This window comes from Streptomyces mangrovi, assembly GCF_900114215.1.
Taxonomy (GTDB): Bacteria; Actinomycetota; Actinomycetes; order Streptomycetales; family Streptomycetaceae; genus Streptomyces; species Streptomyces barkulensis.
In genome coordinates, this window is sequence record NZ_FOSG01000021.1 from 1 (window position 1) to 15,395 (window position 15,395).

The 15,395-nt window shown below is 75.4% G+C and carries 3 protein-coding genes (1 of these 3 running past the window's edge); all 3 read right to left on the reverse strand.

Features of this window, described 5'->3' with window-relative positions; genetic code table 11:
• The coding region (locus BM237_RS23550; RefSeq protein WP_139238160.1) for a non-ribosomal peptide synthetase at nucleotides 1-7,199 on the reverse strand (7,199 nt) is incomplete at its 3' end.
• Nucleotides 7,199-13,624: a non-ribosomal peptide synthetase gene (locus BM237_RS23555; RefSeq protein WP_093851740.1), complete on the reverse strand. Its 6,426-nt coding sequence runs from the start codon at nucleotides 13,622-13,624 to the stop codon at nucleotides 7,199-7,201. The genes BM237_RS23550 and BM237_RS23555, both read right to left, overlap by 1 nt.
• Nucleotides 13,621-15,395, reverse strand: the final stretch of a protein-coding gene (locus BM237_RS23560) for a non-ribosomal peptide synthetase (RefSeq protein WP_093851741.1). The gene runs 17,137 nt beyond the window's last position; 1,775 of the gene's 18,912 nt are visible here — the last part of the coding sequence; its start codon lies off the right edge, out of view; the stop codon is at nucleotides 13,621-13,623. The genes BM237_RS23555 and BM237_RS23560 overlap by 4 nt, the downstream gene beginning before the upstream one ends.

A 15,395-nucleotide genomic window follows, 5' to 3' on the forward strand; every position in this document is an offset into this window, starting at 1 on the left:
CGCCAGCGGACCAGATCGCCGGTGCGGTACATCCGCTCACCCGGCCCCCCGAACGGACAGGCCAAAAACCGCTCCGCGGTCATCCCCGGCCGCCCCAGATAGCCGCGGGCCACGCCCGTTCCCGACACGTACAGTTCGCCGGCGGCCCCGGCGGGGACCGGAAGCAGGCCGGAGCCGAGCACGTAGGCGCGCACACCGGCGAACGGACGTCCGATGGGCACCGGTCCGTCGCCGACCGGCTCCCCCTGCGGCAGCGGGTACTCGGTGCAGTTGACCGTGAGTTCCGTCGGTCCGTAGGCGTTGACGACCCGCGCGGCGGGGTGCCGTTCGAGCCACGGGCGCAGCTGCCCGCCGGTCAGCGCCTCGCCACCGAGGATCAGGGTGCCCCCGTCCGGCAGGATCCCGGGCAGTTCCCGCAGCATGGGCAGGTGCGAGGGCGTCGCCTTGACCAGGGTGGCCCCGGCCTCCTGGGCGGATTCGTCCAGCTCGCCCAGCCGTACGGCGCCCCCCGCGGCGAGCGGGGTGAGCAGGGTGGTGACGGTGAGGTCGAAGGCGAGCGACGTGTGGGCCAGCGAGGTCCCGGCCGCGTCACGGTGGCGTACGCGGGCACCGGCGACGTACGCGCCCAGGGCGCTGTGGTCGATCACCACGCCCTTGGGCCGGCCGGTGGAACCGGAGGTGTAGATGGCGTACGCGGCGCCGCGGGGCGCCAGGGGGCGCACCCGCTCGGCGTCGGTCGGCGCGTCCGCCCCACGGGAGGCGAGGGCGGCCGGGTCCACGGTGAGCACCTTCGCCCCGGCCTTTCCGGCTCCGTCGGTCCGGCTGCCGGCGGGGGCCACCACGAACGCGGGGCGGCAGTCCTCCAGTACCCCGCGGGTGCGTTCGGCCGGCCAGGCCTCGTCCAGCGGGACGTAGGCGGCGCCGGACTTCAGAACGCCGAGCAGGACGGCGAGCACCTCCGGTCGGCGCGGGGCCAGCACGCCCACGTAGACCTCGGCGCCGCCGGCGTCCGCGGTGCGTTCGGCCAGCCACCGGGCGACGCCGTTCGCCTGCCGGTCCAGTTCGGCGTAGGTCAGCGTGCCGGCGGACGAGGTGACCGCCGTGGCGTGCGGGGTCCGGGCGGCCTGCTCCTCGAACATCTCCACGTAGCCGCGCCGGGCGTCCCGCGGCTCCGCTCCGGTACCCCAGTCGTCCAGCAGCCGGGCTCGCTCCTCGGCGCCGAGGAGGTCCAGGGTGCCGACCGGGGCGGCGGGGCGGTGGGCGGCCTCGGCCAGCGCGGTGACGACCCTCAGGCCCAGGGAGCGGGCCCAGTCCTCGCCGAAGAGGTCGGGGCGGTAGTCGATGCGGACGGTCAACTCGGTCCCGCGCATCGAGCCGACCAGGGTGGCCGGGTAGTGGTTGCGGCTGTAGCTGGCCGTGCCCGACGCGCGGAAGGGCGTCTCCCGCGCGGTGATCTCCGCCGGGTAGTTCTCGAACACCATGGTGGTGTCGAAGAGTTCGGGCAGTCCGCTCCAGCGGTGCAGGGTGGTCAGCGGGACGTGCTGGTGCTCCAGCAGTTCCAGCTGTTCCTTCTCCAGCCGCCGGACCAGTTCCAGCAGCGGTTCGGCGGGGCGGAGCCGGACGCGCAGCGGGATCTTGTTGACCAGCATGCCGACCAGGCTTTCGGCGCCCGGGAGTTCGGCGGGACGGCCGGAGACGGTGATGCCGAAGGTGACGTCGTCGCGGCCGGTCTCCTGTGCGACGACGATCGCCCAGACGGCCTGCACCACGGAGTTGAGGGTGACGCCGGCTTCCCGGGCCCGCGTCCGCAGCAGTGCGGAGACGTCCTCGGGGAGGTTCAGCCGCACCGACTCGGGGATCTCCCCGACGCGTGGGGCGCCGGGAGCGACCAGGGTGGGCCCGTCCACACCGTCCAGCGCGCGTGTCCACGCCTCCTCGGCCGCCCGGAGGTCGCGGTCGGCGAGCCAGTCGGCGTACACGCGGTGGCCGGGGGCGTCCGGCAGCGGGGTGCCGCCGTAGAGCGCGAGCAGTTCGCGCAGCAGGATGGGAACGGACCAGCCGTCCACGACCGTGTGGTGAGTGGTGATCACGAACTGGTACCGCTCAAAGGCGGTACGGACCAGGAGGAAGCGGATGAGCGGCGGGCGGCCGAGGTCGAACCGCTCCGTGCGCTCGGCCGCGATCAGCTCCTCCAGCCGCCTCCCGGATTCGGCGTCCCCGGGCGTGTCCCGCGGGGTGCGCAGGTCGTACGAGCGCCACGGCAGCTCCACCGCGGCGGCCACGGTCTGCACCCACTGGCCCGACTCCCGCTGGTGGAAGCCCGTCCGCAGGCTGGTGTGGCGGGCGATCAGCTCCGCCGCGGCCGCCCGCAGCGCGCGTTCGTCGACCTCGCCGTCCAGGCGGAAGGCGAGCTGCCCGACGTAGACGTCCAGCGAGCGCCGGTCGTACACGCTGTGGAAGAGCAGGCCCTCCTGGAGCGGGGCCACCGGCAGCACGTCCTCCAGCCCGGTGCCGCAGCGCCGCTCGAGCTGCTCGATCTCGGCCTGGCCGAGACCGGGGACGGCCACGTCGGAGGGGGTCAGGCCGCCGGCTCCGGTGCCGGTGGCGTGGCCGGCGACCGCGTGCAGCGCCAGCGTCCAGGAGTCCGCGAGCCGGCGCACCTCCTCCTCGGTCAGCAGGCCGGTGGCGTAGGTCCACCGGGTGACCAGCCGCGGCCCGTCCGGGCCCTCCACCGCGACGGCGTTCACCTCGACCTCGTGGCCGAGCGGGGTGTCCGGGTGCTGGCCCGCCGGACCGCTGCCGAGCAGCCGCCAGCCGTCCTCGCCGCCGCTCTGCTCGGCGGCGAACCGGCCGAGGTAGTTGAAGCCGAAGCGTGCCCGGGCCCGGTCCGCCAGGCGGCGGGACGTTTGGGGGTTCAGGTGGCGCAGCAGGCCGTATCCCAGCCCCTCGTCGGGGACCGCCCGCAGCTGCTCCTTGACCCGTTTGATCGCGTCGCCGACGGCCGGGGTGCGCCCGGTGAGGTCGGCGGCCGTGACCGGCCCGGCGGCCAGCCGCACCGGGTACACGCTGGTGAACCAGCCGACCGTACGGGACAGGTCGGCTCCCTTGACCGCCTCCTCCGTCCGGCCGTGGCTCTCCAGGTCCACCAGGACCGGCGCGCCCCGGCCGCCCCGCCAGTGGTCGACGGCCAGGGCGAAGGCGGTCAGCAGCAGGTCGTTGACCCCGGCGTGGAAGGCGGCCGGGGCCGGACCGAGCAGTGCGGCGGTGACGGACTCCGGCAGTTCGCCGCTGAGGACGGCGGAGGTGGCCACGGTGTCCCGGGCGCGGTCCAGCGGGCGGTGGCCCGCCTCGAACCCGGCGTCGGCGAGTGTGTCCGTCCAGTGGCCGAGTTGGCCGGTGAGGGCCGGGTCGGCGGCCAGAGCGGTGAGCTGTGCGGCCCAGGCGCGCAGCGAGGTGCCCGTACGGGGCAGCTCCGGGCGGCGGCCTTCCCGCAGTTCCCGCCACGCCTCACGGAGGTCGCCCAGCAGAATGCGCCAGGAGACGCCGTCGACGGCGAGGTGGTGGATCACCAGCACCAGCCGGCCCGGCCGCCCGCCCCGGTCGAGCCAGACGGCCCTGACGAGCGCCCCGGCGAGGGGGTCGAGGGCCTCCCGGGCCGCGACGGCCTCGGCGGTCACCGCCCGCGCCAGCTCCTCCTCGGACATGCCGGCCGCGTCGACCCGGCGCAGGCACCGCTCCGCCCTGACCGTGCCCGCCTCCTCCACCCTCAGGTGCCAGGGGCGGTCCGGGTCCGTCGCCGGGGACGCGTGGATCCGCAGCGCGTCGTGCCGGTCCAGCAGCGCCTGGAGCGCGTCGCGCATGTCGCCGGGTGCGGCGTCCGGCGGTGAGGCGAGGACGACCGACTGGTTGTACCCGCCGACCGGCCCGCCGGCCTCCAGGGTCTCGGCGACCACGGGCAGCGGCGGAAGCGGCCCGACGGCGGCGCCGGGGTCCTCCCGGCGCTCCGCCCCGGCCCGGCGTGCCACGGTGGCCAGACCCGCGGGGGTCCGCAGCTCGAAGACCTGCCGGACCCTGAACTCCAGGCCTGCCCGGCGGGCACTGCCGACCAGCTGGATGGAGAGGATGCTGTCGCCGCCCCGGACGAAGAAGTCGTCGTCGATGCCGACGCTCCCGGTGCCCAGGACGTCCGCGAACAGCGCGCACAGGTCCCGCTCCAGGTCGTTGCGCGGCTGCCGGCCGGCGGGGAAGGCCGCGGGGTCGGGCGCCGGCAGCGCGCCGCGGTCCAGTTTGCCGTTGGCGTTGACGGGCAGCTCGTCGAGGCGTACGAGCGCGGACGGCACCAGATGGCCGGGCAGCCGGTCACGCAGGCGGGCCAGCGCCTCGGCGGGGCGGAGCGGTTCGGGGTCGGCGCCGTCGGCTCCGACGACGTACCCCACCAGCCTGCGTGTCCCCGGAGTGTCCTCGCGGACGGCCACGACGGCCTGTGCGACGCCCTCCAGCTCCCGCAGGGCGGCCTCCACCTCGCCGGGCTCGATCCGGAAGCCGCGGATCTTGACCTGCTCGTCCCCGCGCCCGGCGTAGACCAGATTGCCGTCGTCGAGCCACCGCGCCAGATCGCCGGTGCGGTACATCCGCTCCCCCGGCTCCCCGAACGGACAGGCCACGAACCGCTCGGCGGTCAGGCCGTACTGCCCCAGGTAGCCGCGGGCCACTCCGGGCCCGGCCAGGTACAGCTCGCCCAGCACGCCGGGCGGGACCGGTCGCAGCCCGGCGTCGAGCACGTAGGCCCGCCACCGCGGTACGGGCCGCCCGATGGTGTCCCGCTTCAGGTCCCCCAGTTCGGTCACCACCGCGTCGACGGCCGTCTCGGTGGGGCCGTAGGTGTTCATGGCCCTCACTTGGGGGGCGGCGGCACGCAGTCGTTCCCACAGATCGCCGTCCATCGCCTCGCCGCCCAGGGCGATCAGCGACGGGCGGTGGCCGGGTTCCCGGAGCAGTCCGGCGTCGAGCAGCCCGCGGAAGTAGGTGGGGGTGAGGTCTACGTAGTCGATGCGGTGGTCCCGGAAGTAGGCGACCACGCCCGGCGGGTCGAACCGCAGATCCTCGTCGATCATGTGCAGCTCGTGTCCGGCCACCATCGCGAGCAGCGGGTCCCAGGAGGCGTCGAAGGAGAAGGACGAGACGTGGGCGGCACGGGCGGGCCCCGGCCCGGAGGGGCGGACTCGGGAGAAGGTGACCCGGCGGTGCGCGTCGAGCAGCCTCGCCAGGGCGTGGTGGTCGACCACGACTCCCTTGGGCCGGCCGGTGGAGCCCGAGGTGTGGATGACGTACGCCGCGTTGCCGGGCCGAAGGGGCGCCGTGCGGTCGGCGTCGGTGACCGGGGCCGCGTCCTGTGCCTCGGTCTCGGCCTCCGTCCCCGGGTCGTCCAGGACCAGTACCGGGCTCCGGAGACGGGCGGCCACCGCCTCGGTGTCCCGTTCGGCGAGCACCAGGAGGGGGGTGACATCGCGCTCGACGGCGGCCAGCCGCTCGGCCGGGGAGTGCGGGTCCAGCGGTACGTAGGCGGCACCGCTCCGCAGCACCGCCAGTACGGCCTGCGGCCACAGGGCGCTCCGGCCCAGGCAGACGGCCACCCGGGTCTCGGGGCCGGCTCCGCGCGAGATCAGCAGCCGGGCCAGGCGGGAGATCCGGGCGTCTGCCTCGGCGAAGGTGAGCGCGGTGTCGCCGCCGACGACCGCCAGGGCCTCCGGTGTGGCGGCGGCCTGCCGCGCGAAGGCCTCGCAGACCGGTTCCGGGCTCTCGCCCGTCCCGTCGGCGCCGGGCGCCGTCGTGGCGAACTCCGTCAGCAGGCGCCGCCGTTCTCCGGCGGAGAGCAGGTCCACGGAGAGCAGGCGCGCGCCGGGGGCGTGCGCCGCGGTCTTGAGGAAGCGGACGAGGCGCTCCCCGATCCCGCGGACGGTGTCGGCGTCGAAGACGTCGGTGGAGTACTCGATGGTGCCGGCGATGCCGTCCGGGCGGCCGTCGGGGGTGTACCGCTCCAGGAGGTCGAAGGACAGGTCGAACTTGGCCGCCCGCCAGCCCGTGTCCAGCGGAGCGATCTCCAGACCGGCCAGGCCGGTCTCCTGCGCGGTGGCGTGCTGGAGGCTCAGACTCACCTGGAACAGCGGGTGGCGGGACAGGGAGCGTTCCGGGGCGAGCACCTCCACCAGCCGTTCGAACGGCACGTCCTGATGGGCGTAGGCGTCCAGGGAGGTTTCGCGGGCTCTGGCGACCAGTTCGTCGAAGGTCGGGTTGCCCGAGGTGTCGGTGCGCAGCACCAGGGTGTTGACGAAGAAGCCGATGAGCCCTTCGAGCGCCTCGTCGGTGCGTCCGGCCACCGGCGTGCCCAGTGGGATGTCCGTCCCCGCACCGAGCCGGGAGAGCAGGCCGGCCAGCGCCGCCTGCACCACCATGAACGTGCTCGCGCCGTGGCGGCGGGCCACCGCGAGGACGCGCTCGTGCAGCCGTGGCGACAGGCTGATCGGCACGGTGTCGCCACGGTGGCCGGCGATCGGCGGGCGGGGGCGGTCGAGGGGGAGGTCGACGGCCTCCGGCAGACCGTCGAGCCTCCGCTGCCAGTAGGCCGTCTGGCGGCTGAGCAGGCTCTCGGGGTCCTCCTCGGAGCCGAGCAGCTCCCGCTGCCAGAGGGTGTAGTCGGTGTACTGGACGGGGAGTTCCTCCCACTGCGGCGCGCGGCCCTCGCTGCGGGCGGCGTAGGCGGTGGTGAGGTCGCGGGCGAGCGGGGCCCGCGACCAGCCGTCGCCCGCTATGTGGTGGAGCACCAGGCACAGCACGTGCTCCCGCTCGCCGAGCGCGAGGAGCCGTGCCCTCAGAGGTGCCTCGCGGGCCAGGTCGAAGGCGTGGCCGGCCTCCTCGGCCAGAACGGCCGGCAGCCCGGCCCGGGTGGTCGCGGTGACTCTCAGCTCCACGGCGGCCTCGTCCACCGGCAGGACGTGCTGCCGGGCGCCGTCCTCGGTGTCGGGGAAGACCGTGCGGAGCGTCTCGTGGCGCCGCACGACGTCGTGCAGCGCCTCGCGCAGCGCGGCGACGTTCAGCGCGCCGGTCATCCGCAGGGCCGTGGGGATGTTGTACGTGGCGCTGGGCCCCTCCATCTGCTGGAGGAACCACAGGCGCTGCTGGGCAAGGGAAAGAGGAAACATCACGAGTTCTCCGACCGCGACATCCGTCGCAACGCGGGGCGGGCGTTAGTACGGCTGGTCCGCAGCCGGGCGGCCAGGGCGGCGACCGTACGCGCCTCGAACACGGCCCGTACGTCCAGCTCGTCGGCGAGTTCCGACCTGATCCGGTTGACCAGCCGGGTGGCGAGCAGCGAGTGGCCGCCCAGCGCGAAGAAGTCGTCCTCGACACCGACCTCGGGCACGCCGAGCACCTCGGCGTAGATCCGGCACAGGGTCCGCTCGCGCTCGTCGCGCGGCGGCCGGCCGCCGCCCCGGGAGCGGTGCTCGGGAGCGGGCAGCGCGCGCCGGTCCAGCTTGCCGTGCGGTGTGGTGGGCAGCTCGTCGAGGACGACCACGGCCGAGGGCACCATGTACTCGGGCAGCACCGCCGCCACCGCGTGCCTCAGCTCGTCCTCCCGCGGGAGGGCCCCCGCGGCCGGGACCACGTAGCCGGTCAGCCGCCGGTCCCCGGGGCGGTCCTCCCGGACGACGGCGACCGCCCGGGCGACCGGCTCCGCCGCGGCCAGGGCCTGCGCCACCTCGGCGAGTTCGATCCGGAAGCCGCGCAGCTTCACCTGTTCGTCCGCGCGGCCGGCGTACTCCAGCCCGCCGTCCGGCAGGCGGCGGGCCAGGTCGCCGGTGCGGTACATCCGCTCCCCCGGCTCCCCGAACGGACAGGCCACGAACCGCTCCGCGGTCAGGCCGTACTGCCCCAGGTAGCCGCGGGCCAGACCCGGCCCGGCGACGTACAGTTCCCCGGCCACGCCGGGGGGCACGGGGGAGAGCCCCTCGTCCAGCACCATCGCGCGCACCCCGGCGTACGGGCGGCCGATCGGCACCGGTCCCCCGGGCAGGGGCGCTCCGGGAGGCAGGCGGTGCTCGGCGCAGTTGACGGTGAGTTCCGTGGGACCGTAGGCGTTGACGATCGTGGTGTGCGGGTGGGCGGCCCGCCAGTCGCGCAGGGCACGCCCGTCGAGCGCCTCACCGCCCAGCACCAGGGTGCCGGACCGTGCCGGCAGGCCCGGGTGCCTCTCCAGCAGCGGCAGGTGGGACGGCGTCGCCTTGACGAACGTCGCCCCGCTCCCCTCCGCCTCACGGTCCATCTCCCCCAGTACCACGCAGCCTCCCGCGGCCAGGGGGGTGAACAGGGCGGTACCGCTGAGGTCGAAGGTCAGCGGCGAGTGCAGCAGGGCCGTCCCCGCCGCGTCCGGGTAGCGGCGGACGGCTCCTTCCACGTAGTCGGCCAGCGCCCCGCGCTCCACCGCGACGCCCTTGGGGCGGCCGGTGGATCCCGAGGTGTGGATGACGTAGGCGAGCGCGCGCGGGTGGGTCCGCACCGCCGGGAGGGCGGAGCCGTCGGCGGCCTCGAACGCCGGGTCCGCCAGGCCGAGCACCTCCGTGCCCGCTCCGGCGGGCGGGGCGAAGGCAGCCCGGGCGTCGCCGGTGCTCCCCGGGGCCAGCAGCAGGCGTACCCCGGCGTCCGCCGTCACCCGCTGCCGCCGCTCGGCCGGCCAGGCCTCGTCCACCGGCAGGTAGGCGGCGCCGGACTTGAGCACTCCCAGCAGCGCGGCCACCACTTCCGGGCGGCGGGGGGCGACCACCGCGACCACGTCCTCGGGGCCGATGCCGCGCCCGAGGAGCACCCGGGCCACCGCGTTCGCCCTCCGGTCCAGCTCGGCGTAGGTGAGCCGGCCGCCGTCCCACCGCAGCGCCGTGGCGCCGGGGTCGGCCGCCACCCGTTTCCCGAAGCGGGCGAGCGGCTCGTCCGCGGTTCCCGTGGCGCGGGGGCCGCGGCCGTGCTCCAGGGCCTGCCCCGCCTCGCCGGGGAGGAGCACGCTCACCTTCCTCACCGGGGTGGCGGGGGAGGCGAGCACCTCCTCCAGCACCCGCAGCAGCCGGTCCACCAGCCCCCGCGCGGTCCCGCGGTCGAAGAGGTCGGTGCTGTAGGTGAGCACGCCGGGCATGTCGCCGTTCCCGGGACCGCCCGGGGAGATCACGAAGGACAGGTCGAACTTGGCGCTGCCCCGTCCCGTGCGGACGGCCTCGGCGGTCAGTCCGGGCAGGTCGCCCACCGGTGGCGACGCGTCGTCGAGGTTCTGCAGGGCGAGGGAGACCTGGAACAGCGGATGGCGGGCCAGGGACCGCTCGGGGGCGAGCACCTCCACCAGCCGTTCGAACGGCACGTCCTGGTGGGCGTAGGCGTCCAGGGCCGTCCTGCGCACGCGCTCCAGGACCTGTGCGAAGGTGGGCGCCCGGCTCAGGTCGGTGCGCAGGACCAGGGTGTTGACGAAGAGTCCGACGATGTCCTCCACCGCGCCGTCCGTGCGCCCGGCGACCGGGGTGCCCACGGGGATGTCCGTCCCCGCGCCCATCCGGTACAGCAGGACCGCCAGCGCGGCCTGGAGGACCATGAAGGGCGTGGTGCCGGTGGTCCCCGCCAGCGCCCGGATGCGCGCGGCCGTCGCGGCGGGAACGGTGAAGTCCGTCTCCTCGCCGCGGTGCGAGGAGACCGCCGGGCGCGGCCGGTCGGTGGGCAGTGCGAGTTCCTCCGGCAGCGCGGCGAGCTGCCGCCGCCAGTAGGCGAGCTGCTCGCCGAGCGGGCCGTCCTCCTCGTCGGGGCCGCCGAGCACCCGGTGCTGCCACAGGGTGTGGTCGACGTAGTCGACGGGTGGTGCCGCGGGCGCGAACCGTTCGCCGCCCACGCGGGCGGCGTACGCGGCGGCCAGGTCGCGCGCGATGATCCGCAGCGACCATCCGTCGGCCGCGATGTGGTGCGCCACCAGGAGCAGCAGATGCTCCCCCGGTCCCCCGCCCGTGTGCGGGTCCGCCGGGTCGCGCGGCGGTCCGGTCCGGGTGAACAGCCTGCATCGCAGGGGGAGGCCGTCCGTCAGGTCGAAGGGTTCGGCCACCGCCTCGTCCGCCGCGCGGAGCGGGTCGCCGACCCGTTCCGGGACCAGCGTGAGCAGGCCGGCCGCCTCCGAGGCCTCCCGGACGACCTGGTGGGGGCCTTCGGCGTCCTCGTGGAACGAGGTGCGCAGGCTTCCGTGCCCGGCCACCACGTCGGTGATGGCGCCGCGCAGCGCGGCCGTGTCGAGGTGTCCGGTGAGACGGAGCGCGAGCGGGATGTGGTACGCGGCGCTGCCGCCCTGCAGCCGGTGCAGGAACCACAGCCGCCGCTGGGCCAGTGACAGCGGGATGCGGGCGGGCCTCTCCTGGACCCGGGAGACCGGCGGCCGGGCCGTCCCGGCCCGTGCGATCCCGGCGCCCAGCGCCGCCACCGTGGGACGCTCGAAGAGGTCCCGCACCCTCAGCTCGGCACCGAGGGTGGTGCGCACCCTGCTGACCAGCCGGGTGGCGAGCAGCGAGTGGCCGCCCAGCGCGAAGAAGTCGTCGTCGATGCCGGCCGGTCGCACCCCGAGCACCTCGGCGAACAGGGAGAGCAGGACCGTCTCGTGCGGACCGCGGGGAGCGCGCGAGCGCGTCGCGGCGCTCCGGTCCGGCGGGGGCGGCAGCGCCGCCCGGTCCAGCTTGCCGTTTCCCGTCAGCGGCAGCCCGTCCAGCACCACCAGGGCGGAGGGCACCATGTACGAGGGCACCTTCGTCCGCAGGTGCTCGAGTACCGCGCCGGTGTCGGGAACCGTGTCGCCGGGCACCGCGTAGCCCACCAGACGCGGGCCGGCGGGACCTCCGTCGTGCACGGCGGCCGCCGCCTGCCGGACGTCCGGATGGGAGGCGAGCGCGGCCTCCACCTCGCCCAGCTCCACACGGTGGCCGCGCACCTTCACCTGGCCGTCGGCCCGGCCGACCACGTCGATCTCCCCGCCGGGAAGCAGGCGTCCGAGGTCGCCGGTGCGGTACATCCGCCCGCCCGGAGCGCCGAAGGGGTCCGCGACGTATCGCTCGGCCGTCGTCGCCGGGCGCCTCCAGTAGCCGCGGGTGACGAAGTCCCCGGCGATGTGGAGTTCGCCGACCACTCCCTCGGGCACCGGGCGGAGCCAGGGGTCGAGTACGTGGATCCGCGCCCCGGGCAGCGGTCGGCCGATGGACGGTGCGCCGTCCTCGGTGCCGTCCAGGAACTTGGCGGCCACGAACACGGTCGTCTCGGTCGGGCCGTAGAGGTTGCCGATCCGGGCCCGCGGGCAGGCGGCGCGCAGGGACTGGGCCAGGGAGGCGGGGAAGCGCTCGCCGGCGCACAGGACGGTGTCGACGGCGAGCGGGACACCGCGTTCCAGCAGCGCCTGCATCGCCGAGGGGACGGCGTTCAGCAGGGAGGGTTCGCCGCCGTCCCGGTCGGCGACGGCCAGCGTGTCCTCCACGATCTCGATGCGGCCGCCCACGAGCAGCGGGACGAGGGTGTCGAAGACCGACACGTCGAAGCTCTCCGAAGTGGCGGCCACGGTGCGGCGCAGCCGGTCGGGGCCGATGCCGGTGACGGCCCAGGACAGCAGTGCGGCCACCTGGGCGTGTTCGACGGCCACCGCCTTGGGCAGGCCGCTGGACCCGGACGTGTGGATGACGTAGGCGATGTGGCCCGGCAGCAGCGGCCCGGCCCGCTCGGCGTCGGTCAGCGCGGCCGGGTCGTACCGTTCGAGCAGTTCTCCGGTCAGGACGACGCGGTCGACGCCGTCCCGGGCGGCTCCCCGCGGACCCCGCGGGCCGGTGGCACCGGGCCGGGCGGCCGCGGCCTCGGGGTCGGTGAGCAGGCAGACCGGTGCGGTGTCCCGGAGCATGAACGCGGCGCGTTCCTCCGGCAGCGAGGCGTTCACGGGCACGTAACAGCCGCCCGCCTTGAGGATGCCGAGGACGGCGACGGGCAGCCACTCGTTCCGGGAGACGGTGAGGGCGACCCGGCTCTCGGGGCCGACCCCGCGTTCGCGCAACAGCCGCGCCAGCCGGTTCGCCCGGGCGTCGAGTTCGGCGTAGGTGAGTTCCCGGCCACCGGCCAGGACGGCCGGGGCGCGGGGCGCCCTGGCCACCTGCGCCTCGAACTCCTCCACGATCGTGGCCGGTGGAGCCGGGGAGACCGGTGGAGCCGGGGATACCTCCGGGAGGGCGCCGGCGTCGTGCGCCCGCGGTGCCGGCCGCGCAGCGGGGGCGACCGCGGCGGTCGCGGTGGAGGGAGCCCCGTGGACGGCGGCCAGGGCGTGTTCCAGCAGGTCCGCCGCGCGCCGTGCGGTGTCGCCGTCCACCGCGTCGGGCCGGTGGTCCAGCCGCAGGCGGAGCGCCGGCCCGGGCAGCGCGTAGAGGGAGAGGGGGAAGTGGGTCGTGGTGATCCCGGATCCCCCCTCGACGCGCAGGCCGGCGTGGCCGAAGGAACTGGCGGCGGCGAGGTCGTCGACGGGGTAGTTCTCGAACGCCATGGTGGTGTCGAAGAGCTCGGCGTGCCCCGACCAGCGCTGAACGTCGGAGAGTCTGACGTGCTGGTGCTCCATCAGGGCGGTCTGCTCGCGCTGGACTCGGACGACGAGGTCGCCGACCGGCTCGTGCGGCCGCAGCCGCACGCGCAGCGGCACCGTGTTGATGAAGAAACCGACCATGTCCTCGGCCCCGGGCAGCTCCGCCGGCCGGCCCGACACGGTCGTCCCGAAGACGACGTCGTCGCGGCCCGTGAGGCGGCCGAGCACCGTCGCCCAGGCGGCCTGCACGGCCGAGTTCACCGTCACGCCGCGGGCGCGCGCCCACTCGGTGAGCGCCCGGGTGTCCCGTTCGGTCAGCCGCGTCCACACCTGCCGCGGCGGTGGGCCGTTGCGGTCCGCGCCCGGTGCCATCAGCGTGGGCCCGGGCAGCCCCGCCAGGGCCTGCCGCCAGGCCCCCGCGCTCCGCTCGGGCGGGCGCCGGGCCAGCCAGTCGAGGTGGTCGCGGTGCGGGCGGGCCGGCAAAAGCCCGAGGGGATCACCTCCGCTGCCGTACAGCGCGGCCAGGTCCCTCATCAGGATGGGCATCGACCAGCCGTCGAGGATGATGTGGTGGTAGGTCACCGCCAGCCGGTGGCTGTCCTTCCCGGTCCTGGCGAGCAGGAAGCGCAGCAGGGGCGGCCGGCCGAGGTCGAACCCGGTCCGGTGACGCTCGTCCAGGAGCGCCTCCAGGTGTTTGTCCGCCTCCTCCGGGCCGCCGGTGGACCGCAGGTCCAGCTCCTCCCAGGACAGCGCGGGGCGGGAGACGACGAGTTGGAACCACTCCCCCGAACGCCGCTGCCGGAAGGCGGAGCGCAGCGCCGGATGCCGTCCCACCAGTGCCCGGGCGGCTTTCCTCATCCGGTCGGCGTCCAGGTCGCCGGAGAGTGCGAGAACCAGTCGGCTGACGTAGGCGTCGGGGACCTCCTCGTCGAAGACGGCGTGGAAGAGCAGCCCCTCCTGGAGGGGTGTGACCGGCAGAACCTCCTCGACCATGTGCTTGGGTCCGCTCACTGGGTCTCCTCCCACTCCGTGCCGAACTCCTCCTCCAGTTCCGCGAGCTCCTCGGCGCTGATGGGCCGTGCGCCGGGCTCGGCTCCGTCGTGCTCCGGGGTGTCCCGCTCCTGCTCCCTGCCCTCCAGCGCCCTCGCCAGCGCCGCCACGGTGTGGTGCTCGAAGACGTCACGGGTGGTCAGCGGCAGCCCCTGCTCGCGTGCGCGGCCGACGAGCCGGACGGAGAGGATGCTGTCGCCGCCCAGGCCGAAGAAGCTGTCCTCGGTGCCCACCCTGCTCAGCCCCAGCAGTTCGGCGAAGAGCCGGCAGAGCAGTTCCTCCCGGGGGGTCTCCGGAGGCCGGTTCCCGGCCGCGCCGGCCGGGTCGGGGTCGGGCAGCGCGGCCCGGTCCACCTTCCCGTTGGCGGTCAGCGGGAAGGCGTCGAGGACGACGACGGCCGAGGGCACCATGTAGTCCGGCAGCCGTCCGGCCAGATGCTCGCGCAGTTCGGCGGCCAGTTCCCGGTCGCGCTGCGGGGCCGACGGGTCGTTCGTCCACGGCCGGTCCGGATCCGGCTCGTACGGCCACAGCTCGGCCGGTGGTGCCACCCGCGCGGCGCCGCTTTCGGCGGGGACCTCCCCGTCCGGCGGGTCCAGCACCAGGTCCACGGTGTCCGCGGGCCCCGCGGCCGACCAGTGCACCCACGCGGTGCGTCCGGCCGCCGCCGCCACCTCGTACAGGTCCTCCGGGTCCATGCCGTCGGCGGGTCCGTCCAGCAGCCGCTGCGCCGCGGTGACCGGCCGCCCGTCCTCCAGTGCGGCCAGGGCGGCCGTCTCGCGCCGTACGCGGGCGTTGGGGATCCCGGTGACGCGCAGCGCGCCGCGGCGCGCCGCGCAGAGCTCGGCCAGCCAGGCGCGGTCGCCGGCCTCCGCCCAGGGCACCTCGGTGGCCGGGGGCCGGCCGGCGGGCCCGGAACCGGTCGCGGACTCGGCCGGCTTCACCAGCAGGACGTCGTAGCGGTACCGCGTCAGTTCGTTGCGCGGCCGCCCCCGCCGGACCCGTACGTCCAGGACGAGCGGTTCACCGGCCTCCCGGCGCAGCCGTGCGAAGTAACCGGGGTCCACGGCGAGTTCCTTCTCCGCGGCCGTCCTGTGGCCGGCGGACGCCAGCACCCGGCCCGGTGTGTCGCCCGCGGCGGCGTTGCCGATCTCCACCGAGGCGCGGAAGGTCCGCAGCAGCGCCAGGCTGCGCACATCTCCGACGAAGAGCCGCCCGCCGGGCCCCAGCAGTTCGAGCGCGCCGCGCAGCACCCGGGAGAGGTAGCCGGCGCCGGGGAAGTACTGGATGACGGAGTTGAGCACGATGGTGTCGTAGAAGCCCCGGCGCAGGCCGGTGAAGTCGTGCGCCGGGCGGGCGTGCAGTTCCGTTCTGTCCCTCAGCGCCGGTTCGGCCCCGACCTGCTCGCGCAGGGTTTCGATCACCTGCGCGGACAGGTCGGTCCCGTGGTAGGCGACGCATTCCGGTGCCAGCTCCGACAGCAGCAGGCCGGTGCCCACCCCGATCTCCAGCAGCCGCGCGGGCCGCAGTGCCCGGATGCGGTCCACCGTGGCCGCCCGCCACTGGAGCATCTCCTCCAGCGGGATGGGCTCCCCGGTGTGGCTGCTCCGCCAGATCCCGAAGTCCTGTCCCAGGGGGGCCGGTTCGGATCCGCCGTAGAGGGTGTCGTACGCCTCCTGCCACTCGTCGAGCCGGTTCTGCTCCCGGTCCGTGTCGCGCTCGGCCCGGTGGGGCT